Genomic DNA, 23,974 nt, shown 5'->3' on the forward strand with positions numbered 1-23,974 from the left:
GTTTGCATTCTATGCAAACAATCTCGTGTTTGACGAATTAGTGTGCGGGGGATGCAGCACGTGGTGACGTGGGACGGGTAACATCGTCAGAGCTGAAAGAAGCGCATTCGGCGTGCGCAACACAGCAGGAAAGGGGCTTGAATCGCATGAGCGGCCACTCAAAATGGGCCACCACCAAGCACAAGAAGGCTGTGATCGACGCGCGTCGTGGCAAATCCTTCGCGAAGCTGATCAAGAACATCGAGGTGGCGGCACGAACCGGCGGTGGCGATCCCACGGGCAACCCCACGTTGTTCGATGCCATTCAGAAGGCAAAGAAGACGTCTGTCCCCAACGACAACATCGAGCGTGCGCGTAAGCGCGGCGCAGGTGAAGAAGCTGGCGGCGCGGACTGGCAGACCATCATGTACGAGGGCTACGGTCCCAACGGTGTTGCCGTTCTGATCGAGTGCCTGACCGACAACCGCAACCGCGCAGCTGGTGAAGTTCGTACTGCGATGACGCGCAATGGCGGCAACCTTGCCGATCCGGGTTCGGTCTCGTACCTGTTCGCTCGCAAGGGCGTCGTGACGCTCGAGAAGAACGGGCAGTCCGAGGACGACGTGTTGATGGCGGTTCTCGATGCCGGCGCAGAAGAGGTCACCGATCTCGGCGAGACCTTCGAAATCGTTTGTGAGCCACAGGATCTTGTCGCGGTTCGCAGCGCTCTGCAGGAAGCCGAGATCGACTACGACTCCGCTGAAGCCGATTTCCGCGCATCCGTAGAGGTTCCACTGGACGTCGACGGCGCCCGCAAGATCTTCAAGCTCGTCGACGCACTCGAGGATTCCGACGACGTGCAGAACGTTTACACGAACATCGATCTGTCCGACGAGGTGCTTGCAGCACTCGACGCCGACTAGTTCGAACTAGTGATACTCAACCCGGCCGCGGCGGTAATCGTCGCGGCCGGGTTGCGTGTTGATGTCGGCAGTTCGCCCGCGCACCGCTAAGCTATCGAACAGCTGTTCGGTGTGGAGAGGTGTGACAAAAGTGCGCGTGCTCGGAGTGGACCCTGGCCTGACCCGGTGTGGGTTGGGTGTGGTCGATGGGAGTAACGGCAGAGTTGTGCGTCCCATTGCCGTCGACGTGGTGCGAACGCCCGCTGACATGGACCTCGGACCTCGCCTGCTTCGAATCTCGGATGCGGCGGAACTGTGGATCGAGCAATACAAACCTGACGTCGTTGCCATCGAGCGGGTGTTCGCGCAACACAACGTCAGTACAGCGATGGGGACGGCACAAGCCGGTGGTGTTGTGGCGGTCGCGGCGACGCGACGAGGCATTCCCGTGTTCTTTCACACGCCCAGTGAGGTGAAAGCCGCGGTCACCGGGAGCGGAACTGCAGACAAAGCGCAGGTCACCGCGATGGTGACGCGAATCCTCAATCTCAAAACCGCTCCGAAACCAGCCGACGCGGCAGACGCCCTTGCTCTGGCGATCTGCCACTGTTGGCGGGCACCCATGATCGAACGAATGGCCCGCGCCGAGGCAATGGCTGCGGAACAGATGCGTAAGTATCAGGCAAAATTGGCCGAGACCACGAAGAAGGCAGGTTCACGATGATCGCGTCGGTTCGCGGCGAGGTACTCGACATAGCTCTCGACCATGCGGTTATCGAGGCGTCGGGAGTCGGTTACCGCGTCAACGCAACGCCGGTGACGCTGGGTGCGTTGCACCGGGGGAGCGAGGCGAGGCTTTTCACGACGATGATCGTGCGTGAGGACTCGATGACGCTCTACGGTTTCTCCGACCTCGAGTCCAAGGATCTGTTCAGCCTGCTCCAGACGGTGTCGGGTGTAGGCCCACGCTTGGCGATGGCCACACTGGCGGTGCTCGAGCCGGAGGCATTGCGGCGAGCGTTGTCGGAGGGCAATCTCACCGCGTTGACGAGGGTTCCTGGCATCGGAAAACGTGGCGCCGAACGCATGGTTGTGGAACTGCGCGACAAGGTCGACACCGTACCGACGACCGCCGGGGTATCGGGGGCTGTCGCGGGCAATGCGATCCGCGATCAGATCGTCGAGGCACTGGAAGGGCTCGGATTCCCGCTCAAGCAGGCCGAACAAGCCACGGATTCCGTGCTCGCGGAAACACCCGAAGCAACCACGTCCGTCGCACTTCGATCCGCACTCTCCCTGCTCGGTAAAACTCGATGAATTTCGACCCGATCGACGACTTCGACGACGAATCACAGGTCAGCGCCGAATTGGTGGCGGGGGACGGCGAGGTCGAGGCAAGCCTTCGTCCCAAGAGCCTGGACGATTTCATCGGTCAACCACGCGTGCGCGAGCAATTGCAGCTGGTGCTCACTGGGGCAAAGATGCGCGGCGGAACACCCGACCACATTCTGATGTCCGGGCCGCCCGGACTCGGGAAGACGTCGATGGCGATGATCATCGCAGGTGAGCTGGGTTCTTCACTGCGGTTGACGTCAGGTCCGGCTCTCGAACGCGCCGGTGATCTTGCGGCGATGTTGAGCAATCTGGTGGAGGGTGACGTTCTCTTCATCGACGAGATTCATCGGATCGCGCGTCCTGCCGAGGAAATGCTGTACCTCGCGATGGAGGACTTCCGCGTCGACGTCGTGGTCGGCAAGGGGCCGGGTGCCACCTCGATTCCGCTGGAAGTCGCGCCGTTCACCCTCGTCGGGGCAACCACCCGATCCGGCGCTCTGACCGGTCCGCTACGAGATCGTTTCGGTTTCACCGCGCACATGGATTTCTACGAACCCGATGAGCTGCAACAGATTCTGATGCGATCTGCGGGCATTCTCGGCGTGAATCTCGAAGTCGACGCCGGTGCCGAAATCGCTCGACGTTCGCGTGGGACGCCGCGTATCGCCAACCGCCTGCTGCGGCGAGTGCGAGATTTTGCCGAAGTGCGGGCAGATGGGATCGTGACGATCGAGGTCGCGCGCGCCGCTCTCGCCGTATACGACGTAGACCAACTCGGATTGGATCGTCTCGACAGATCTGTCTTGAGTGCACTCGTGCGTTCGTTCGGCGGCGGCCCGGTGGGAGTGTCCACTTTGGCCGTTGCGGTCGGTGAAGAACCGTCGACGGTCGAAGAGGTGTGCGAGCCGTTCCTCGTCCGCGCCGGCATGATTGCCAGAACGCCGCGCGGCCGCGTCGCAACTGCGGCGGCGTGGAAACAACTCGGCATGACGCCGCCGCCGGACGCCGCTGCGGGCGGTATCGAGGTTCGCGCCAGGGAACCACAAGCGTCGTTGTTCGACCCCGACGCGGAGTGAATTCTCATTGTCGGAGGCTCCTGTTAGTGGCGAACTGTCGGGTTTCCTAAGGAACTAGTGGCACACTGGTGTCTTGCGTAGGTCCATCCGGGGCCTGCGTGGCGAAAAATATGCTACAAAACCGAGGTTGATCAACACATGTCGAGTTTGCTTTTCCCCCTCCTGATCCTCGCGCTCCTGGTGCCGATGTTCCTGGGCATGCGTAAGCAGAAGAAGGCCATGGCCGCGACTGCCGAGATGCAGGATTCTTTGCAGGTGGGCGACCGTGTGCAGACCACTGCCGGCCTGTACGCGACCATCGCGTCGATGGACGACGACACCGTGGAGCTGGAGATCGCGCCCGGTGTCATCACCACCTGGTCGCGTCTGGTTATCCGCGAGCGTGTCAGTGATGTCGTCGAGGACTACAGTGACGACGAAGACGAGTCTTCCGAGTTCGAAGAATCGGCGACAGACACCGAGATCCGACTCACCAAGGATTCCTGAACGCAGTCACGTCGTGACCCTGCTCTAGAGTTACTGTGTAGTTAACGCATCGCCGCACGTTCGAACGGCGCAACTCGAGCGGTCGTGGACCGCTCACGTCCGGCACCTAATGAGGAGACTTAAAGATCGTGGCACCTTCCACCGGAACGGTGCATCCAGCCCGCTACCTAGCCCTGTTCGGGGTCCTGGTCGTGGCGCTGTATGCACTGGTGTTCTTTACTGGCGATAAATCGGCCACACCGAAGCTCGGTATCGACTTGCAGGGTGGAACGCGTGTCACGCTGACTGCGCGCACGCCGGACGGCAGCGCGCCCAGTCAGGACAGTCTGAAGCAGGCTCAGGAAATCATCGAGACCCGTGTCAACGGGCTCGGCGTATCCGGGTCAGAGGTTGTCATCGACGGTGACAACCTGGTCATCACGGTGCCAGGCGACGACAGCGCGCAGGCGCGGTCGTTGGGTCAGACGGCTCGCCTGTACATCCGTCCGGTTACCGGATCGATCGACGTAGCCACCCGCGACGCCAATCGAACGGCTGTCACTCCCGGCGCCGAAACACCGGCCGCAGAGGCGCCCGCAACGGACGCGCCTACCACCGAGACTCCTTCAACGGAAACGCAGACTCCGCAGAACCGTCCGTTCCCCGCGCAGGAACCGGCAACCAGCGAACCTGCTCCCACATCGGAAGCAGCGCCAAGTACAGAGCCCGCGGCACCGACTGCGCCGAGTGACGCCGCCGACGCCAGTGACGCCGCCGCAGCCGAGATCGCTGCTGCGCGTGCGCTGCGTCAGAGCACCGATCCCACGGTCCAAGAGCAGGCCGTCGCGAATCTCGATTGCTCGGTAGCTGATCCGCTGCGCGGCAATGACGACCCGACGCTTCCGCTCGTCGCGTGCTCTCAGGACGGTGCGTACATCTACCTTCTGGGCCCGTCGATCATCGACGGCCAGGAAATCTCGGACGCGTCGTCGGTGTTCAATTCCCAGCAGTCACGTCACGAGATCAGTCTGTCGTTCAAGACCACCGGTAGTAACACCTGGGCGCAGTTCACCTCGGCAAACATCGGCAAGCAGGCAGCCTTCGTCCTCGACTCGAAGGTTGTCAGTGCGCCCACGATTCAGGGCGCAACGCCTGCCGGTAGCGCCACTTCGATCACCGGTAGCTTCACGGCGGAGAGCGCGAAGGAACTGGCGAACACCCTGAAGTACGGTTCGCTGCCGCTCTCGTTCGCGGCTTCGGAAGCCGAAACGGTATCGGCGACACTCGGACTGGCATCTTTGGAAGCAGCGTTGATCGCGGGTGCGGTCGGCCTTGTTCTCGTACTCGTGTACTGCCTCGTCTACTACCGAATGCTGGGCGTGCTGACCGCGCTGTCCCTCGTCCTCTCGGGTGTCATGGTGTACGCCATCATGGTGCTGCTCGGCAGGTACATCGGGTTCACCCTCGACCTCGCCGGCATGGCAGGTCTGATCATCGGTATCGGTATGACTGCCGACTCGTTTGTCGTGTTCTTCGAACGCATCAAGGACGAGATGCGTGAGGGCCGCAGTTTCCGTTCCGCAGTACCGCGTGGTTGGGCCCGTGCCCGCCGCACCATCCTCTCGGGTAACGCGGTCAGCTTCATCGCAGCGGCCGTTCTGTACGCACTGGCGGTGGGCCAGGTGCGCGGATTTGCGTTCACCCTCGGCCTGACCACCATCCTCGACGTCGTCGTGGTCTTCCTCGTGACCTGGCCTCTGGTTCATCTGGCTTCGCGTTCGGCGTTCTGGTCCAAGCCCAGCGTCAACGGATTGGGAGCAGTCCAAGAGGTAGCCCGCGAACGTAAGGTTGCCGCCGCTGCGTCGGCTAAGGAGACACGAGCATGAGTGAGTCCAACAACAACTCTGCCGGAGATTCCTCGGCGGACCGGGAAGCACGTTCCGTAACAGCTGATTCCGGAGTCGACCAGGCGTCGATGCCCAAGCACAGTCTGCTGTCGCGTCTGTACACCGGTACCGGCGCCTTCGAGGTTGTCGGCAAGCGTCGGTTCTACTACGGCCTGACCGGCGCACTGGTAGCAATCGCACTGCTGGCAATGCTGATCCGCGGGTTCACGTTCGGTATCGATTTCGAGGGTGGATCGCGCATCCAGTTCCCGGCCGGAGACGGCGTCGAGACGTCGCAGGTCGAAACCGTCTACTCCGAAGCTCTCGGTTTCGAACCGGAGAGTGTGCAGACGGTGGGTTCGGGTTCGAGTGCGACAGTGCAGATTCGGTCGGAAACGCTCGATGCGCAGCAGATCGTGACGCTTCAGAACGCACTCTTCGATGAATTCCAGCCCGAGGACAGAAACGGGAATCCGTCCCGCGATGCCATCAGCTTTGCCGATGTGAGCGAGACCTGGGGTGGTCAGATCACCAAGAAGGCTCTGATCGCGCTGATCGTCTTCCTGGTCATCGTGAGTATCTACATCGCGGTTCGGTTCGAACGAGACATGGCGATAGCCGCGATCATCGCGTTGTTCTTCGACATCATCGTGACCGCGGGTATTTACGCGCTCGTCGGATTCGAGGTCACACCTGCGACGGTGATCGGTCTGCTCACCATTCTCGGTTTCTCGCTGTACGACACCGTCGTCGTATTCGACAAGGTGGAGGAGAACACGAGAGGCATCCTGCATCTGACGCGTCGCACGTACGGTGAACAGGCGAACCTCGCCGTCAACCAGACGCTCATGCGCTCGATCAACACAACGGTCATCAGTGTGTTGCCCGTGATCGCTCTGATGGTGGTCGCGGTGTGGATGCTCGGCGTCGGCACGCTCAAGGACCTTGCGCTCGTCCAGTTGGTCGGCATCGTCGTGGGCGCGTACTCGTCGATCTTCTTCGCAACCCCGCTCCTCGTGTCGATGAAGGAACGATGGGGACCGGTGGCCGTTCACACCCGCAAGGTTCTCGCTCGTCGGGCTACGCTTGCCGAAAAGGGTCTCGGCGCCAAGACCGCAGAGTCTGTCGGTGCCGGAGCATCGGCAACGCAACGTGCCGCAGTTGCTCCCGCGCCTGGCGTTCGGCCGACCGGAAAGCGGAAAAAGAAGGCTCACTGATCATGCTCCAAGCGAGGCGAGCAGTAGTTCGCTCACTGTCGTTTGTTGCTGCCACCGCGGTGGTCACAGGTTCGTTGGCGGCCTGCTCGGAGGACAACACCGAGCAGGCTCCGTCCATCGGATATGCAATCGACAACACGATCACCACGTACAACGGCAATACGACGGCGGGAGCCGTCTCGGGAACGATGGCGGCGCTCAGTAGGGTGCTCCCTGGCTTCACCTTCACCGGGCCGGTCGGCGCTCCGGTATCGGACACGGACATCGGTACTGCGGCGCAGTTGCCGGGCGAGGCGCTGACCGTGTCGTACACGCTCAATCCTTCGTCCGTGTACTCCGACGGTGTGCCGTTGACCTGCGACGACCTGGTTCTCACGTGGGCGGCCTCCAGTGGCCGATTCACGAAAACCGTCGACGGCGCGGACGTGCCGATGTTCGATGTCGCCAACACGTTGGGGTACTCCGACATCGACCGGGTGCAGTGCCAGCCCGGTGCAAAAGACGCGACCGTCGTGTTCAAGCCCGGCCGCGCGTTCACGGAGTGGCGATCCCTGTTCGGGGCGACGGCACTGATGCCGTCGCACATCGCGATGCAACGTGCCGGCGTGCCAGACCTGGTGGAGGCCGTGAACTCGGATGACACGGAGGCACTGACAAAGATCGCCGATTTCTGGAATACCGGGTGGAACATGACGCCCGGCCAGTTGGATACGTCGGTATTGCCGTCCTCTGGCCCGTACAGAGTCGAGGACTACACCGAAGACGGTGGGCTGGTGCTGGTCGCCAACGAGCGCTGGTGGGGCAATGCGCCGGCCACTGACCGCATCGTGGTCTGGCCCCGCGGTGTTGACCTCACCGAGGATGCTGTCGACCAATCGATCGAAGTGATCGACGTCGGTTCCGGTTCGGCCGGGGACCTCAGCTCGCTGTCTGGTTTCACCAGCGAGCAGATTCCGTCGAGGTCCATCGAGCAATTCATCTTGTCGACCTCGGGGGTTCTGGGCGACGAAGCGGCGCGGCGGGCCTTCGGGCATTGTGTGCCTCGGTCGACGTTGTTCGATCAGTACGGAAGCACCCCTGATGCGCCGGCAGTCGGTGTCGGATCCGGAACGGTGGATTCGCGTCTCGTGGTTCCCGATTCGCTGGTGTACAGCGATGCCGCGGCGACCGACGGTAATCGATACAGCACAGCGGACGTCGCAGCCACCAAGGTCTCGTTGTCCGAGGCCGGATTGGACGAGTTGACCGTACGTGTCGGATACCTGGCGCCGGACCCCGTGCGGTCCCAAATCGTGGCCGACGTGAAAGCCGCATGCGAACCGGCCGGAGTCACGATCGAAGACGTCAGCTCCCCGGATTTCACACCGGATGCATTGCGCACGGGTGGCGTCGACGCAGTCCTGGCCGGCACCGCCGGGCAAGCGGGTGCGGCAGGTATGGCGGACATGATCGACGCGCGCGGAGCACTGCGGTCCGGTAACTCCTCGAATTTCGGTGATTACGGAAATGCGCGGGTCGATCAGATCATCGACCAGTTGGACACCGATCCGGGAATAGCTGCGCAATTGGGACTGTCGGTGGAGGCGGAGAACATCCTCTGGACGCAGGTGCCTACTATTCCTCTGTTCAATCAGGTGCGAACTGTTGCCGTCGCTCAAGGAATGAGTGCCGTGGTGGCCAATCCGACTCGATCGGCCAGCGGGTGGAACATGGACAGATGGGTATTGCGTAGATGACGATTTCGAATGAAATCAGTGTGGGTGGGACAAGGATGACATCTGACGAGTTGAAGGCAGTGCATCTGGCTGCTTCGGATGCGGTTGTCCGGTTGACTCGGTGGGCCGACAATTTCCCGGGACCGGGTGTGCGTTTTGCAGACCTGACGCCGGTGTTCGCGGACGCCGAAGGTTTCAGTGCTGTTCTCGACGGGTTGATTGCGTGTGCACCCGACGTGGACACGATCGCGGCCGTCGACGCGCGGGGTTTCCTGCTCGGAGCCGGTGCTGCCGCTCGTATGGGCGCCGGTGTGGTTGCGGTGCGCAAGGTTGGCAAGCTGCCGCCCCCTGTTCTCTCACGTTCCTACAGCCTCGAATACGGATCGTCGACGCTCGAGATTCCGGCAAACGGGTTCGATCTCACCGGACGGAATGTTTTGGTCATCGACGACGTTCTGGCTACCGGAGGGACATTGGAAGCAGCCGTACAGTTGGTGGAACTGGCCGGCGCCACCGTCGTCGCGGTCGCAGTGGTGCTCGAGATCGAGGAACTTCGGGGCCGAGATCGGTTCGTTAAGTACCCGCTGACGTCCCTGGTCAAGGTCTGAGTATTAAAGTTGGCTCCTGGGGGTCTGGTAGACCTCCAGGGCAATTTCCCGTTGCAGGGCGGTTGCCTAACCAACTCGGTGGTAGGAGGTGGCGACATGACGTCGAATCTTGATCGATCACAGAACTCGGGTGCAGTGTCGCAGGAATCGGGTACCAACCCGGCTCCGGATACGACACCATCGAAGTCCGGAGTTCCGGACGACAGTTCCGCTTCGTCGCAAACAGCGGGCAATCGGATCGGTCAGAGTGCAGCCGTACCGGCGTCGGCGTCTCGCCGCGTTCGTGCTCGCCTTGCTCGGCGCATCACAGGGCAGCGCAATGCCACTATCCGCCCGGTTCTCGAGCCGCTGGTCAGTTTGCATCGTGAGCTGTACCCCAAGGCCGATCTTGCGCTCCTCCAGCGCGCGTACGACGTCGCGGAGGAACGGCACTCCAGTCAGCGTCGTAAGTCCGGCGATCCCTACATCACGCATCCGCTTGCTGTTGCGAGCATCCTGGCCGAGTTGGGAATGGACACCACCACTCTGGTGGCCGCACTACTGCACGACACGGTTGAGGACACCGGTTACTCGCTCGAAGAGTTGACCCGCGATTTCGGTGACGAAGTTGCGCACCTGGTCGACGGTGTCACCAAACTCGACAAGGTTGTCCTGGGCACTGCCGCCGAGGGCGAGACCATCCGCAAGATGATCATCGCGATGGCGCGTGATCCCCGAGTGTTGGTCATCAAGGTTGCCGACCGCCTGCACAACATGCGGACCATGCGCTTCCTCCCGCCGGAGAAGCAAGCGCGCAAGGCTCGCGAAACTCTCGAAGTTATTGCGCCCCTTGCTCATCGGCTTGGTATGGCGACAGTCAAGTGGGAACTCGAGGACTTGTCGTTCGCGATCCTGCACCCCAAGAAGTACGACGAGATCGTGCGTCTGGTTGCCGATCGCGCGCCCTCGCGGGACACCTACCTGGCGAAGGTGCGGGCCGAGATCAACTCCACGCTGTCCGCGTCGCGGATCAATGCGGTGGTCGAAGGTCGGCCCAAGCACTACTGGTCGATCTATCAGAAGATGATCGTCAAGGGCCGCGACTTCGACGACATCCATGATCTTGTCGGCGTCCGAATTCTGTGTGACGAGGTCCGTGACTGTTACGCGGCCGTCGGTGTTGTGCATTCGCTGTGGCAGCCGATGGCGGGGCGGTTCAAGGACTACATCGCACAGCCGCGGTACGGCGTGTATCAGTCGCTGCACACCACGGTCGTCGGTCCGGAGGGCAAGCCCCTCGAGGTCCAGATCCGTACGCAGGACATGCACCGGACGGCCGAGTTCGGCATTGCCGCGCACTGGCGGTACAAGGAGACCAAGGGCAAGCACGCGGGCGACATCGCCGAGGTCGACGACATGGCGTGGATGCGCCAGCTACTCGACTGGCAGCGTGAAGCGGCCGACCCGGGGGAGTTCCTCGAGTCGCTGCGCTACGACCTCGCCGTCAAGGAGATCTTCGTGTTCACCCCCAAGGGTGACGTGGTGACCTTGCCCGCCGGTTCGACGCCGGTCGACTTTGCGTACGCCGTGCACACCGAGGTGGGCCACCGCTGTATCGGTGCCCGCGTCAACGGACGTCTGGTCGCCCTCGAGCGCAAGCTCGACAACGGCGAGGTGGTGGAAGTCTTCACGTCGAAGGCAGCCACCGCGGGCCCCAGCCGTGACTGGCAGTCCTTTGTCGTCTCGCCACGGGCCAAGGCGAAGATCCGTCAATGGTTCGCGAAGGAACGACGCGAGGAAGCGCTCGAATCCGGTAAGGATCAAATCGCGAAGGAAGTACGACGCGTCGGACTTCCGTTGCAGCGCTTGATGAATGCCGAGTCGATGAGCACGATCGCGCACGAGCTCCGGTACCCGGACGTCTCCGCTCTGTATACCGCGGTAGGTGAGAGCCAGGTCAGCGCGCATCACGTCGTACAGCGTCTGGTGGCTCATCTCGGTGGCGTCGGCGCAGTCGAAGAAGAGCTCGCGGAGCGGTCGACGCCGTCGAACATGCCGGTGCGTACTCGCAGCACCGGTGACTCCGGCATCCTGGTTCCCGGTGCTCCGGGCACGGTGGCAAAGCTTGCCAAGTGCTGCACTCCGGTGCCGGGCGATTCCATTCTGGGCTTCGTGACGCGCGGCGGCGCGGTCAGTGTTCACCGCACCGATTGCACCAACGCCAATTCGCTGCACGACCAGTCCGAACGGATCATCGACGTCGAGTGGGCGCCGTCCGCGTCGTCGGTGTTCCTGGTCGCCATCCAGATCGAGGCGCTCGATCGTCACCGCCTGCTTTCCGATGTGACCAAGGCGTTGGCGGACGAGAAGGTCAACATCTTGTCTGCGTCGGTCAATACGTCCGGTGATCGAGTTGCCATCAGCAAGTTCACTTTCGAGATGGGTGACCCGAAGCATCTCGGCCACGTTCTCAACGTGGTCCGCAATGTGGAAGGCGTGTACGACGTGTATCGAGTGACATCGGCGTCGTAGTTCTCTCACGCCGACTGGCGCCGAGCAGATTCCCTGCTCGGCGCCAGTCGTTTATGTGAGCCCTTCGACCTTCACCGATCCGCGATAGCGGCGAGATTCGAACAGATGCTTTCGGCCCAAGCAGCGATATCGTCCGGCGATCGGAAATCGCCTTCGGTTGCTTTAGCCGCTCTGGTCGCAATGCGCTCGGTGAACGAGAGCACCGACTTATCGAGTTTGCCGCCGAACATGTGGTGCTCAACAGCCCACGGGGTGTTGATCCACTTGAGATTATCCGTGTTGTCACCAGGGGTGATGGGGCCGCTCGAGAACAACCACACCGGGCGCTTCTGCAGGGCATCGAGATCGCGATCACCAGACGGGTCGCATCCTTGAGCCATTTCCCCAGGTAGATCGCGCTGCCGAGAACGACGGCGTCATAGCTTTCGACCGTGTCGACGTCGTGGGCTTTCTTGATATCGACCTGAGGCTCGATATTCCGTGCTCGTAACCCCGAAGTGATCGCGCGGCCCAAAATCTCACCGATCTCGGCGGTCGATCCGTGCTTGCTCGCTGTTACGATCAGAATCCTCATGCAGTGATGATCCCGCTTTGTCGGTAAGACAAAACAGAAAAGGGCGATACGAGAGGAATCTCTCGTATCGCCCCTTTGGGTGCTGCTAGATCAGGCGACTACTGCTGTTTCGATGGTGATCGGGGTGTTCGGGGCACCGCCGCCGGTGGCTCCCATGCTGCCGTCGTCACCGTCGGCGGCAATCTTCTCGATGGTGGCCAGACCGGCTTCGTCGATGGTCCCGAAAACGGTGTAGTCGGGCGGGAGGAGTGAATCGTCGTACACGAGGAAGAACTGGCTACCGTTGCTGTCCGGCTGTGATGAATGAGCCATAGCCAGAGTGCCGCGCGGGTAAACGACCGGCAACGACAGCGCCGGATCGTTCTCGGCGTACACGGTGGTCGGGTACTCGTTGGCAAAGCCGAATCCCGGCCCGCCCGTGCCCTGGCCCGACGGATCTCCGCACTGCAGGATCTGCAGTCCCGGGCTGGTGACGAGGCGATGGCACGGCGTGTCGTCGAAGTACTTCTGCTCGACCAGGCTGACCATGCTGTTGACGGTGCACGGAGCAGCCGTTCGGTTGAGTTCCATGCCGATCGGTCCGGCGGTGGTGGTCAACTGCACGTTCACGGTGCCCTCGGCGGGAACGCCGGTGGCAGTAGGCGTGTCCACGGTCTTTGCTGCACCCGCCGCCGGAGCGTACGTGCAGTCGACCGTGGCACCGGCGGGCGCCGGAACGGCTGGCAGCTGCTCGAACTGCGACATGTCCAAGGGCGCCGACTTCGTGGTCGACTTTGCGCTCGACTGAGTGCTCGACGACGCCGAATCGCTCGTGGAGTCGTTGCTGGAACATCCGGCGAGAACGAGGGCGGTGGCGCCGACGGCCGCGATCAGAAGGGACGTGCGTTTCATCAGTCGATCCTTACAGTCTTGATATCGGTGGTGAGGTTCGGCGTGCCGTCGCCCTCGGGAGTGCTGCCACCCGCCGCGATCTTGTCGAGCGTCGCAAGCCCGGTCTCGTCGATCGTGCCGAATACGGTGTAGTCGGGCGGAAGCTGCGAGTCGCCGTAGACGAGGAAGAACTGGCTGCCGTTTGTGCCGGCGCCGGCGTTGGCCATCGCGATCATTCCGCGGGTGTACGTCACCGGCATCTGAGCGGCGGGATCGGCGGCGTCGAAAGCGGTGGTCGGGTACTCGTTGTCGAAGCGGTAGCCAGGTCCGCCGCTACCGGTGCCCGACGGGTCGCCGCACTGCAAGACCTGCAGTGAGGGGCTCGTCGTCAGGCGATGGCATGTTGTGGCGTCGAAGTAGTTCTGACCTGCGAGGCTCACAAAGTTGTTGACCGTGCACGGCGACTTCGTTCCATCGAGTACGAGGCCGATATTGCCCTGCGATGTCTCCATGCTGATGCTTGGCGTCGCATCCGGTGCGGTGGTGGGGATACCGTCCGCGCGCGGCGGGTTGTTCGGCTTCGATGCCGGCGCAGCGTCAGTCGGGTAAGCGCAGGAGACGGTCTCTGCCAAGGGCGTGAGCAAACCGGCAGGCATGGCGGCGGCAGTCTGCTCAGACGTCGATGTGGCGTCGTCAGCGGTGTTCTCGGTGTTGTTGTCGTCACCTCGGGTAAGGAGGACGATCCCGGCGACGACGGCAACAGCCACGACGACACCAGCAGCCGTGTAGACGATTGTCATTTGCTTGCGCTTGCGCGCCCGCTCGGCGCGGCGTTCGAGCTGGCGCTCGAGCTTGCGTTTTGCCGCCTGGCGGCGCTGCTCGTTACTCGGCACTGCTGGAGTCCTCCATATTCACGGGTGGAACTGCGTCTGGTCGGTATAACTTCAGTTGTCGGAAAGTCTCCCACTGCAACCTGAGAACTTACTGGCGGGGCAGCAGCTTTAGGCTGTACGTGACACCGTGTTGCCTGATTCGCCCTTCGAAGAGGAGTTACCTCAAGTGCTCGTAACTGGTTTTCCGGCCGGGATGTTCCAGACCAACTGCTACATACTCGCTCAGGACGATGCCTGCGAGTGTGTGGTGATCGATCCGGGTCAGGACGCTGCTGAGCCGCTGTTCGAGTTTCTCGACTCCAAGGACATGTCGGTGACGGCCGTACTGCTGACGCACGGGCATCTCGATCACATGTGGTCTGCGCGTGAGGTTTGCGAGCGGTACTCTGCGCCGGCTTACATTCACCCGGATGATCGCTACATGCTCACCGACCCTGCCCGGGGAATCGGGCCGACGATGAAGGACTTCATCAAGGACATGGCCTTCGTCGAACCGGACGAAGTCATCGAATTGTCCGACGGGGACTCGTTCGAACTCGCTGGAATGTCCTTCGCGGTCGATCACACCCCGGGCCATACGCAGGGATCTGTTGTCTTTCGCACCCAGGCGGGTACTGCAGAAGGTCCAGTCGATCTGGCTTTCACCGGCGACACCCTGTTCCAGGGCTCGATCGGGCGAAGTGACCTTCCCGGTGGCAACCACGAGCAATTGCTCGACTCCGTCGCGAAGAAACTTCTGGTCCTCGACGACGCGACAGTCATCCTCCCCGGGCATGGCGACAACAGTTCCATCGGCGCCGAAAGAAGCTCCAATCCGTTTCTCGTTGGACTCAGCGGACAGAAATAAGGAAAAGTAACCACTCGTGAGTAAAGCCAGCACCTTCTCTGCACCCAAGGGCGTCCCGGATTACGTTCCGCCGCAATCCGCCGAATTTGTTGCCGTCCGTGACGGTTTGACGCGCGCCGCGCGTCTGGCCGGATACGGCCACATCGAATTGCCGATCTTCGAGGACACCGCACTGTTCGCCCGCGGTGTGGGCGAGTCGACCGACGTCGTCAGCAAAGAGATGTACACGTTCGCCGATCGCGGCGATCGTTCCGTGACTCTCCGCCCCGAGGGCACGGCCGGAGTCATGCGCGCCGTGATCGAGCACAACCTCGACCGTGGCACACTTCCCGTCAAGGTCAGCTACGCGGGCCCGTTCTTCCGCTACGAGCGTCCGCAGGCGGGCCGCTACCGTCAGTTGCAGCAGGTGGGCGTCGAGGCCATCGGCATCGACGATCCGGCGCTCGACGCCGAGGTCATCGCCATTGCCGACGCCGGGTTCCGCTCGTTGGGACTCGACGGCTTCCGACTCGAGATCACCTCACTCGGCGACGACACGTGCCGCCCGCAGTACCGTGAGCTGCTGCAGAAGTTCCTCTTTGCGCTGCCTCTCGACGAAGAAACCCGTCGCCGCGCCGAGATCAATCCGCTGCGTGTCCTCGACGACAAGCGCCCCGATGTCCGGGCGATGACGGCAGATGCGCCGCTCATGCTCGATCACTTGTCGGACAGCTGCAAGGCCCACTTCGACGAGGTCCTGAGCCACCTCGACGCGTTGGGTGTTCCGTACGTCGTCAATCCGCGCATGGTCCGCGGCCTCGACTACTACACGAAGACGACGTTCGAGTTCGTCCACGACGGTCTGGGCGCACAGTCCGGTATCGGCGGCGGCGGCCGCTACGACAGTCTGATGGAGCAGTTGGGTGGACAGCCGTTGTCCGGCATCGGATTTGGTATCGGTGTCGACCGCACGGTGCTGGCACTCGAAGCTGAAGGCAAGTCCGTCGCTCCGCCGGCGCGCGTCGATGTGTTCGGTGTGCCGATGGGATCCGAAGCCAAGGGCAAGTTGGTGGCCATTGCACATCAGTTGCGTGGCAACGGCATTCGCGTCGATCTGGCCTACGGAAATCGTGGCGTCAAGGGTTCTATGAAGGCTGCCGACAAGTCCGGCGCGGCCTTTGCGCTTGTCCTCGGTGAGCGTGAACTCGAAGAAGGCGTTGTTGTCCTCAAACACCTCGCGACGGGTGAGCAGGAGTCGGTCTCGCTCGACGAGATCGTCGGCAGGCTCGGGACTCTCGTTGTCTCGTGACGTAGAACCGGTTTCGCTCGATCTTGTTCCGATCGCGTTGATTGCACCGAGACTCAAGCGGATTGCCGTCGCGGTGATTGTGCTCGGTGTTGTGGTCGGCCTGGTCGTAAGCGTCTTTGCCTCGACGACGGTGGCACTGCTGGTCGGCTTCATCATCGCGGTGCCGACTTCGCTTGCCATCTTGATGACCCTGCGTCGACACATCACGTTGTACGGCAAGAAGATTCGAGCGCAAGCAGGATTTCGCACCGGTGAGGTCGACGCGGCTGAGGTGGTCACTGCCGAGCTCATGGTGCGCACCGGGCGGATCAGCGAAGTCAGCATGAAGTTGACCGACGCGCGATCCAGCGTGCGAATTCCTCTTGCTCTCTACACCGCAGGGGGCGGGCGCGAGCTGGAGATCCTTGCGCTCCGCAAGCTGGCCGACGCCTTGGCGTCGAGTGAGTTGGTACCGGCGGCGGCCTTGTCGTCGGTCCTGATCGAGCAATTGCGCGCGGAAGCGCGCGGTGCCGGTTTGGCGGAGCGGCCACTGTACCGGGCTGTGGAGCTGGTGAGCGCAACGGGGAGAGTGCCGAGAACCACACTCACGGACCACGAAGTGGCGGGTTTGCTGGACTAGCGTGGAAGTCGTTCGCAGAAGTGAAAGCAGAACGGCAAGTGGAGGAGTCGGCAATGAGTGTTTCGCCAGTAACCGTCACGGTGACCGGAGCGTCGGGTCAGATCGCCTACGGATTGCTATTCCGGATCGCTGCAGGTGACATGCTTGGGCCTGATGTTCCCGTTCGCTTGCGACTGCTCGAAATTCCTTCTGCGGTGTCCTCTGCCGAGGGGGTGGCGATGGAACTCGAAGACGGAGCTTTCCCGTTGCTGGACTCCATCGACATCACCGATAATCCCGACGTGGCGTTCTCGGGCGCAAACGTCGGGATGTTGGTGGGTGCCCGTCCGCGCAGCAAGGGTATGGAACGCGCCGATCTGCTCAGTGCCAACGGCGCAATCTTCACCGCGCACGGCAAGGCGATCAACAACAATGCGGCTTCCGACGTGAAGTTGCTTGTGGTGGGCAACCCCGCCAACACCAATGCGCTGATCGCGATGAACAACGCTCCCGATGTTCCGAACGTACGCTTCACGGCTTTGACCAGGCTCGATCACAATCGCGCCATAGCTCAGGTGGTCAAGAAGACCGGTGCGGCGGCAGCGTCCGTTCGCAAGGTGTCGATCTGGGGTAATCACTCCGCGAGCCAGTATCCCGATCTGTCTCATGCGACGGTCGAGGGGAAGCCGGCACTCGATGTGATCAACGACCGCGAGTGGGTGGAGAACGATTTCATTCCGACGGTTCAGGTGCGGGGCACGGCGATTATCGCGGCCCGCGGATCGTCGTCAGCAGCCAGCGCGGCAAGTGCGTCGATCGATCACGTCCGCGACTGGGTCGGCGGAACAGCCGAGGGGGACTGGGTGTCGATGGCGGTTCCGTCGGACGGTTCGTACGGAGTTCCCGAGGGCCTGATCTCGTCGTTCCCGGTCACATGCACAGGCGGTGAGTACAGCATCGTTCAGGGGCTGTCGATCGATGAATTCTCGCGCGCTCGTATCGATATTTCAGTGAACGAACTGGAACAGGAACGAAACGCGGTGCGCGAACTCGGGTTTGCCTGACCTCGATTCGCAACCGATTTAGCGGCACCATCGCCGACACGTCCGTAACGTGAGCAGTATGGTCACGTGGACGCAAGTGTTGCAGATGATCACCGACGGCCCCGATCTACCTATGCAGGGCACGGTGGTCGAACGTGATGCGGGGAACTCGACACAAGCGGAATCGTTTGCTGTTGTTGGGGCTGTCCCGATGTTTGTCGGGGCCGCGGACAGCGCTCGGATCTGGCGACACGGGCTGAAGCTGCGTGTCGAAAACTCCAGCGGTGCGCCGGTGTTCATCTCCGACGGCGTGGTGGCCTGGGATTTTGCCGGCCACCAGGATGCTCCCCGAAAGGGGAACGTCAACAACCTCCGATATCTCGGATCCGCGCAATTCCTGTTCAACCGTCGCGGTGCCACCGAATGGACCGGTGACGATTTTACTCGGCCGACGGGACCTCCCGAAGAAGTCACCTATCTCGGGAGGGACTGTTGGGCAATTGAACTGGCGCCACCCGAACGCAAGCCGCATCCGATGCAGCTTGTGGTTGACGCAGAGACCGGCATGTTTCTCGCGCAGCGCGTCGACGCGGTCGGATATTCGTATTCATTTGCCGAACTTAGTCTCGGCGGCGAATTGGACGACGATCTATTTCGCTGGACGGGGCCTTCGGTCAGCGATGAAGAGCTCAAGCGTCGACGGATGGCGGAACACGAGCAGCGCGAGGTCGAGAAGCGCCGGTGGTTTGAACACGAAGTGACGAATCAAGTTTTGCGCGTTCGGGTTCCGATGGATCTGACGCCCGAACGGATGTTCGCGATCGATGAAGACTCTGGCGCTTTCGAGGCCGGACTCAAGGGCGGTAATCTCGCCCGGCGTCGTCGGTCGGAACTCGAGTGGAACCCCGGTTGGGTTGGTGTGGTTCACCGATGGTCGACGCCTGAGTTCGACTGGGCGATAACGGTGCGGGACGTCGAATTGGACGAGAAATCGCTCGCGGATATTCGTGGCCGTTTGCATCCTGGCGTAGCGGTGGACCGGATCAGCTCGGTTGTGGTTGATCGAGATCGGCGCCGCGGCCTGGTGTGAGGGCAAGGTGGCGGGCAGAAGCCACGGTAAGGGCGAGGATCAGAACGACGACAGCAACGACTACGGTGAACGTGAACGCTGTATTGGTGAAATTCAGCAGCCAAGCTGCGCCTACTCCGCTGCCTACGGCAAGAATGCTCCCGATCGGTAGTACTATCGCCAGTCGCTTGGTTGTCGCGGCAGTGCGCGGGTCGCCGCATCGCCGTAGTACTACCCAGACGCTCACGACTGCACACAGATATGCCAGGGCGCCGCTTGTCGCGGCGAGAGGTAGGGCCAACAGTCCGGGGCTGCTGGTATAGACATTGGCGAAGGCCGCTGCCAGTACGCCCAGCGTGCCGCTCAGTCCGATTGCCACTGCGAGTAGTGCAACCGGAATAATCAGGCCCAATCGGTGCGCGCGGCCATTCATTTGGCGTTCGTCCGCCCACATTCGGAGGGTTTCCGGGGCGTCCTCGCCGACCACCGCGGTGGAATCGAGTCCTTCGGCACACGCTCCACGGAGTTCGCTGTCCAGCTCGGCCACGAGTGTCTTGCGGTCGGCTGGTCGAACTGCTGCATTTCTCCAGATTCTGTTGGCCATGCGAAGAATCGTTCGCCGTTGCATATCGTCGGTCGGGACATCATTTGTGGGTGAATCGATGGTTGTGTTCACTGTGGTGCCCTTCGTGTTGCGTCGGTGATGGCGGACTCCAGAAGGGAAGTGACGTTGGCAGACACATCGCGCCATTCATCCCGGCCGGATTCGAGTGCATCTACTCCCTCCGTCGTGAGGGAGTAGTACTTGCGAGGCGGGCCGGATGACGAGGGACGAGACTCCGAACGGACGAGCCCGTTGCGTTCCAGTCGGGCCAAGAGGGGATAGGACGAACCTCCGGAAACGAGGAGGTCGCGTTCGGCAAGGCGTTCGGTGAGTTCATAGCCGTAGACCGGCCGATCCCGCAGGAGCGAGAGAAGGCACAGGTCCAGTACTCCGCGAAGGATCAAGCTTCGTCGTTCTACCACACTCATGTACAGCAAGGTAGCAGTCGGTAGTTGGCTTTACAAGGTACTGAGCTGGCAGGGTTGGCGTGAGGCGGGAGTTATGTCCCAGGTTGGCCGTTCGGCGGGCATGCTCACGAACATGTTCGTTACGAACATGTTCGTAACGAACATGTTCGTGTAGGGTTTCGGTATGCCAACTCCCAACCGCAGTCGCCGTGAACGACCGGCAAAACCTGCACTTTCGCGCGAGGGGATTATCGCCGCGACTATCGAGATCGTGCGCGCTGAAGGTCTCGAGAAGGCGACCATGCGTCGTGTCGCGCAGGCGCTCGACACCGGTCCGTCCGCGCTGTACGTCTACGTCGCGAACACTGCCGAACTGCATGGCTGGGTCCTCGACGAACTCGTTCGAACACTGGATGTGACCCCGGATGGGGACTGGCAAGCTCAGCTGGTGACGCTACTGCGTGACTACGCAGACGTTCTCTTCGCGTTTCCCGGCCTGGCGAGATCGGCGCTCGTGCTCAGGCCGTCTGGTCCGAATTCGCTCCGGATATTCGATCGCGTACTTGGGCTTTTGATCGACGGCGGGGTTGATCCAGCGCGTGCGGCCTGGGGTGCTGATCTTCTGCTGCAGAACGCCACCGCGGCTGCCGCCGAGCACAGCACGCCCAGTTCGAGTGACATCGACGCTTCCGTTGACGACGAGGCGGCGTGGGAAGGACTTGTGCGCGCGGTTCGGAGTGCCGACCCCAAGGAACTTCCCAGCATCGCGGCACATGCCGATGCGATTCTCGGCGGCACACCCACCGAACGCATGACGTGGTCGATACGAGCTCTCATTGGCGGTATCGCCGCCACTCCGACATCGTTCACACACCATGAATCGCCCTGACTGAAACTACTTTTCGAGGAGCATCATGATTACTCACCACCCCATTGCGATCATCGGTGGGGGACTCGGTGGCCTCATCGCTGCCCGCGTCCTTCATGTTCACGGCATCACGTCGGCCGTGTTCGAGCTCGAGCCCAGCCGCAGCACCCGAGTCCAAGGCGGCATGCTCGATATCCATGACCACAACGGCCAGAAGGCCATACGCGCCGCCGGTTTGTGGGACCCCTTCAGCGCCTTGATTCATCGCGGCGGCGAAGCAATGCGCATACTCGATCACACCGGCACCATCCTTCGGGAAGAGGCTGATGGCGGCACTCTTTCGCGGCCCGAGGTAGACCGTGGCCTCCTCCGCGACATGCTCATAGATTCTCTGCCTGACGAAGCTATCCATTGGGGGCACAAAGTCACCCGGATCCGTCAAGTCGAGGGTGTGGCCGGTCGCCACGAGGTTTCCTTTGCGGATGGTGGGAGCATCACCACCGACCTCCTCATCGGTGCCGACGGCGCCTGGTCGAGAACCCGTTCACTAGTCTCTGACGCCTGGCCGACGTACAGCGGGATTTCTTTCATCGAAGCCGACCTGCTCGACGCCGATGAGCGTCACCCCTCGGCGGCTGCGGTCATGGGCGGTGGCATGCTCTTTGCATTCCGCGGAAACGTCGGAATCCTGGGCCACCGCGAAAGCGATGGCAGTCTGCACAGCTACTTGGGCGTCCGGGCCGACGAGAATTGGCTCGACACTATCGATTTCACTGATGTCTCCGCAGCGACGAGTGCGATTCTCCCATTGCTCGACGGATGGGACAACTCCCTTCGTGACTTGATTGCCCGTGCCGACACCGGCTTGACTCCGCGCCGCATCGTTGCCCTCCCCATCAATCATTCCTGGAAGCGTGTCCCTGGCGTCACGCTCCTTGGCGACGCCGCGCACGTGATGTCGCCCTTCGCTGGAGAAGGCGCGAATCTTGCGATGTACGACGGTGCGTTGCTCGCCCTGGCCGTCGCCGAATACTCCGGTGACATCGAATCTGCTCTCGCTGCCTACGAAGCAGACCTATTTCCGCGGGCGGCCAAGGCTGCTGCCGAATCTGCCGAGAGCCTCGAAATTCTCTTCAGTGAAAACTCACCGCAGGGGCTTGTAGACATGTTTGCAGGCTTCGACGAGCAGGAGGCAGCGGGCGCTACAACCTCTACATGAATATTGCTGTGCATCAATGGCTCTCGAGTGACTATCGTTCCGAAACCTGCCCGATATCCCCCTTGATTCGAATAGATGTTCGAGTATAATTAAGGTCACGGGTGGGGAGGCCTTGATGACTACGGTGAGCGATTTCGTTTCGGTGGGGGATGTTGTAGCCGGTTCGGCTGCGGGTGTGCGCGGAAGGTTGTGGCGCTTGCGCCCGGCCGATGTTCGTGACGTTGCAGTCAGTGCATCTGCGGAAATTCTTCGGTTGGAGGCGATTCGGGTTGCCGCGGTCGACGCGTTGGCACTCAATCCGGATGAGCAGGTGCTGTGCTATCGGGGTGTGGGGCGGTGGTTGGCGGCAAACACGATGCTGCAGAATGTGGCCGGTAACAAGATCGCTGCCCTCGGCGCCGCACTGCGAGGGTTTCCGGACATTGCTGCTCAGTTCGAGGCCGGTGATCTCTCGTTCGATCATGCGGCAATAATCGTCGCGTTCTGCGAATCACCACCAAAAGGGATGCCCGACAGTGCGTTACCGTCCTGCATGGCAACCCTTCTTGCTGCCGCGTCGGGGGTGGAGGCCACAACCATTAAGCTTCGCTGTGCGATTGCGGTTTTGGAGCGGATTTTCGAATCCGACGAGACTCCGACCGGTGAGGACGATGATCTCAATGTCTTGCGGATTTCGCCGACGCTCAACGGTCGGGTTGCCATCAAGGGTGATTTCGATGCGTTGACCGGTGAAATGTTGTTGTCGGCGCTTTCGAAGTTGTCGATGCCGAAACCGGCTGCGGACGGAACTCCGGATCAGCGATCGGCTGCTAAACGCACCGCCGACGCCTTCACCGAACTTATCCGCCGCTATCTCGACAATGCTGTTACCGGGGTTGATGGTGGTCAGCGTCCGCATGTGAATGTGCATATCACCGCGAAAGATCTTGCCGAGCATCGCGAATGCGCCGCGATGCGCAGGGATACCGCACCAGGGGACGATGGCGAGTTCTACGGCGGTGCGTTCGATGACGATGAGCCAGATTTCGAGGATCTTGACGTCGGCTACATGCCCTGGATGGGACCACTCAGCGTGAGCCTGACCCGGATGCTCGCGTGCGATTGCATGCTCTCGACCGTGTTGATGGACGGTAAGGGCGCACCGCTCGATGCAACTCCACATAAACGCCTCGTCACAGCAGAACAGCGGACGGCACTGATCGCCCGGGACAAAGGCTGCGCCTTCCCCAACTGCGATGCCGTACCCGCCTGGTGCGACGCCCACCACATAAAGCCGTGGTCAACCGGCGGTTTGACGGTGATGGACAATCTCACCTTGCTCTGCCGAAATCACCACCGATTGATCCACAGCACCAGTGGGTTCCGCGGCATCTGGGAAATCAAAATAGGCGATGATCATAAACCCTGGTTCATCCCACCGTCGGTGATCGACCCGAAACAACGACCCCGCCGCTCCACCACCCGCCAAGGCCCAGTCCACCGAGACTAAATCCGGCTGCGCCGGAACTACATACCGCGCCTAAGCTTCGCATCACCAGCAAAGACGATGCGAAGCCCACACGCATGCGCTAGTGGCTCGCACCCATCGTTAACGCCCAGACTGCCAGCCAGCCGAATACCCAGCCCACCTTGGGGTTTGCCAGTCGCGAGGCCCATTGGTTGGAAGACCCGCTGAGCGGAGTGCGGGCAGCAAATTGTGCGTACACCAATTCCACCAGGACTTGCCCGAGCACTGCAATGGCCCATAACCAGATCCCGACTGGTCCTGAGTTGGCAAGGACGGAGTCGTAGCTTCCGAAGACGCCGATTACCACGGAGATGAACGCAAACGAGATCGCGAACATCTGAAATGAGTTCAGAGTCCGCTTCAGTTCGGATTCGTAGTCGGCGCGTCGTGAGACATTGTCGGCGGTCGGGTCATCTGCAAGCCACTTTGTCACCGTGGTGACCTCGTATCTCTGAAGAGAGTGTCCCGAAGGTGTTCTTCGCACTGTCACGCC

Annotated in this window: 23 protein-coding genes and 2 pseudogenes; 18 read left to right on the forward strand and 7 right to left on the reverse strand. The window is 61.6% G+C overall.

Going from position 1 to position 23,974, the window contains the following annotated elements:
- The first annotated feature begins 146 nt into the window (after positions 1 to 146).
- The 10 genes from V2B23_RS01780 (at position 147) to V2B23_RS01825 (ending at position 11,694) form a co-directional block, all read left to right on the forward strand.
- Positions 147 to 902 (forward strand): YebC/PmpR family DNA-binding transcriptional regulator, encoded by a 756-nt coding sequence (locus tag V2B23_RS01780; protein ID WP_045067518.1) that lies wholly within the window; start codon positions 147 to 149, stop codon positions 900 to 902.
- Between the two features lie 130 nt (positions 903 to 1,032).
- Entirely contained in the window at positions 1,033 to 1,605 is a 573-nt protein-coding gene (gene ruvC, locus V2B23_RS01785; RefSeq protein ID WP_033234673.1) for a crossover junction endodeoxyribonuclease RuvC, read from the forward strand.
- Positions 1,602 to 2,198, forward strand: coding sequence for a Holliday junction branch migration protein RuvA (gene ruvA, locus V2B23_RS01790; RefSeq protein ID WP_430948748.1), 597 nt, complete (start codon positions 1,602 to 1,604; stop codon positions 2,196 to 2,198). The genes ruvC and ruvA overlap by 4 nt, the downstream gene beginning before the upstream one ends.
- The gene (gene ruvB / locus V2B23_RS01795) at positions 2,195 to 3,292 is read left to right on the forward strand and encodes a Holliday junction branch migration DNA helicase RuvB (protein ID WP_430948749.1); all 1,098 of its coding nucleotides are present in this window, start codon (positions 2,195 to 2,197) and stop codon (positions 3,290 to 3,292) included. The genes ruvA and ruvB overlap by 4 nt, the downstream gene beginning before the upstream one ends.
- A 138-nt stretch (positions 3,293 to 3,430) precedes the next feature.
- Positions 3,431 to 3,778, forward strand: coding sequence for a preprotein translocase subunit YajC (gene yajC, locus V2B23_RS01800; RefSeq protein ID WP_430948750.1), 348 nt, complete (start codon positions 3,431 to 3,433; stop codon positions 3,776 to 3,778).
- A gap of 128 nt (positions 3,779 to 3,906) precedes the next feature.
- Positions 3,907 to 5,643, forward strand: coding sequence for a protein translocase subunit SecD (secD, locus tag V2B23_RS01805; protein ID WP_430948751.1), 1,737 nt, complete (start codon positions 3,907 to 3,909; stop codon positions 5,641 to 5,643).
- Positions 5,640 to 6,860, forward strand: a complete 1,221-nt coding sequence (secF, locus tag V2B23_RS01810; RefSeq protein WP_430948752.1) for a protein translocase subunit SecF — start codon at positions 5,640 to 5,642, stop codon at positions 6,858 to 6,860. The genes secD and secF overlap by 4 nt, the downstream gene beginning before the upstream one ends.
- Before the next feature lie 2 nt (positions 6,861 to 6,862).
- Complete coding sequence (locus V2B23_RS01815) at positions 6,863 to 8,596, forward strand: ABC transporter substrate-binding protein (protein WP_430948753.1); 1,734 nt, start codon at positions 6,863 to 6,865, stop codon at positions 8,594 to 8,596.
- Between the two features lie 35 nt (positions 8,597 to 8,631).
- On the forward strand, positions 8,632 to 9,183 hold the full coding sequence (locus V2B23_RS01820) for an adenine phosphoribosyltransferase (protein WP_045067526.1): 552 nt from the start codon (positions 8,632 to 8,634) through the stop codon (positions 9,181 to 9,183).
- A 96-nt stretch (positions 9,184 to 9,279) separates the two neighbouring features.
- A complete protein-coding gene (locus V2B23_RS01825; protein WP_430948754.1) occupies positions 9,280 to 11,694 on the forward strand; it encodes a RelA/SpoT family protein in 2,415 nt (804 codons plus the stop codon).
- Positions 11,695 to 11,765: 71 nt separating this feature from the next.
- Here the strand turns inward: V2B23_RS01825 and V2B23_RS01830 are convergent, their stop codons facing one another.
- From V2B23_RS01830 to V2B23_RS01845, 4 genes and pseudogenes are all read right to left on the reverse strand, one after another.
- Positions 11,766 to 12,074, reverse strand: a complete 309-nt coding sequence (locus tag V2B23_RS01830) for a hypothetical protein (RefSeq protein ID WP_430949189.1) — start codon at positions 12,072 to 12,074, stop codon at positions 11,766 to 11,768.
- A 29-nt stretch (positions 12,075 to 12,103) separates the two neighbouring features.
- A pseudogene (locus V2B23_RS01835) lies at positions 12,104 to 12,268 on the reverse strand (flavodoxin domain-containing protein); the annotation flags it as partial.
- A 90-nt stretch (positions 12,269 to 12,358) separates the two neighbouring features.
- Positions 12,359 to 13,159, reverse strand: coding sequence for a peptidylprolyl isomerase (locus tag V2B23_RS01840; protein WP_430948755.1), 801 nt, complete (start codon positions 13,157 to 13,159; stop codon positions 12,359 to 12,361).
- Positions 13,159 to 14,031 carry a peptidylprolyl isomerase gene (locus tag V2B23_RS01845; protein ID WP_430948756.1) on the reverse strand — a complete coding sequence of 291 codons (873 nt, stop codon included), beginning with the start codon at positions 14,029 to 14,031 and terminating at the stop codon, positions 13,159 to 13,161. The genes V2B23_RS01840 and V2B23_RS01845 overlap by 1 nt, the downstream gene beginning before the upstream one ends.
- A gap of 166 nt (positions 14,032 to 14,197) precedes the next feature.
- Between V2B23_RS01845 and V2B23_RS01850 the strand changes: the two genes are divergently transcribed.
- From V2B23_RS01850 to V2B23_RS01870, 5 genes are read left to right on the forward strand one after another with little or no spacing between them, the layout of a single operon-like run.
- Positions 14,198 to 14,878 (forward strand): MBL fold metallo-hydrolase, encoded by a 681-nt coding sequence (locus tag V2B23_RS01850; protein WP_430948757.1) that lies wholly within the window; start codon positions 14,198 to 14,200, stop codon positions 14,876 to 14,878.
- Positions 14,879 to 14,894: 16 nt separating this feature from the next.
- A complete protein-coding gene (gene hisS / locus V2B23_RS01855) occupies positions 14,895 to 16,166 on the forward strand; it encodes a histidine--tRNA ligase (protein ID WP_430948758.1) in 1,272 nt (423 codons plus the stop codon).
- On the forward strand, positions 16,156 to 16,785 hold the full coding sequence (locus V2B23_RS01860; RefSeq protein WP_045067991.1) for a hypothetical protein: 630 nt from the start codon (positions 16,156 to 16,158) through the stop codon (positions 16,783 to 16,785). Before hisS ends, V2B23_RS01860 begins: the two co-directional genes overlap by 11 nt.
- A gap of 53 nt (positions 16,786 to 16,838) precedes the next feature.
- A complete protein-coding gene (locus V2B23_RS01865; RefSeq protein WP_430948759.1) occupies positions 16,839 to 17,828 on the forward strand; it encodes a malate dehydrogenase in 990 nt (329 codons plus the stop codon).
- A gap of 58 nt (positions 17,829 to 17,886) precedes the next feature.
- A complete protein-coding gene (locus tag V2B23_RS01870; protein ID WP_430948760.1) occupies positions 17,887 to 18,897 on the forward strand; it encodes a hypothetical protein in 1,011 nt (336 codons plus the stop codon).
- Here the strand turns inward: V2B23_RS01870 and V2B23_RS01875 are convergent.
- Complete coding sequence (locus V2B23_RS01875) at positions 18,851 to 19,480, reverse strand: hypothetical protein (RefSeq protein WP_430948761.1); 630 nt, start codon at positions 19,478 to 19,480, stop codon at positions 18,851 to 18,853. The two genes, V2B23_RS01870 and V2B23_RS01875, sit on opposite strands and share 47 nt — an antisense overlap.
- A 68-nt stretch (positions 19,481 to 19,548) precedes the next feature.
- Positions 19,549 to 19,908 (reverse strand): PadR family transcriptional regulator, encoded by a 360-nt coding sequence (locus tag V2B23_RS01880; RefSeq protein WP_430948762.1) that lies wholly within the window; start codon positions 19,906 to 19,908, stop codon positions 19,549 to 19,551.
- Positions 19,909 to 20,071: 163 nt separating this feature from the next.
- On the opposite strand from V2B23_RS01880, the gene V2B23_RS01885 reads away from it, so the two are divergent.
- The 3 genes from V2B23_RS01885 to V2B23_RS01895 all read left to right on the forward strand — a co-directional run bounded on the left by V2B23_RS01885 (position 20,072) and on the right by V2B23_RS01895 (position 23,463).
- On the forward strand, positions 20,072 to 20,776 hold the full coding sequence (locus V2B23_RS01885) for a TetR/AcrR family transcriptional regulator (protein ID WP_430948763.1): 705 nt from the start codon (positions 20,072 to 20,074) through the stop codon (positions 20,774 to 20,776).
- Positions 20,777 to 20,801: 25 nt separating this feature from the next.
- Positions 20,802 to 21,974, forward strand: a complete 1,173-nt coding sequence (locus V2B23_RS01890) for an FAD-dependent oxidoreductase (RefSeq protein ID WP_430948764.1) — start codon at positions 20,802 to 20,804, stop codon at positions 21,972 to 21,974.
- Positions 21,975 to 22,089: 115 nt separating this feature from the next.
- On the forward strand, positions 22,090 to 23,463 hold the full coding sequence (locus tag V2B23_RS01895) for a DUF222 domain-containing protein (protein ID WP_430948765.1): 1,374 nt from the start codon (positions 22,090 to 22,092) through the stop codon (positions 23,461 to 23,463).
- Between the two features lie 91 nt (positions 23,464 to 23,554).
- On the opposite strand, the pseudogene V2B23_RS01900 reads toward V2B23_RS01895, so the two are convergent.
- Positions 23,555 to 23,914, reverse strand: a pseudogene (locus tag V2B23_RS01900) (amino acid permease); the annotation flags it as partial.
- Positions 23,915 to 23,974: the final 60 nt, after the last annotated feature.

Source organism: Rhodococcus sp. 24CO (genome assembly GCF_050586165.1).
GTDB lineage: Bacteria > Actinomycetota > Actinomycetes > Mycobacteriales > Mycobacteriaceae > Rhodococcus_F.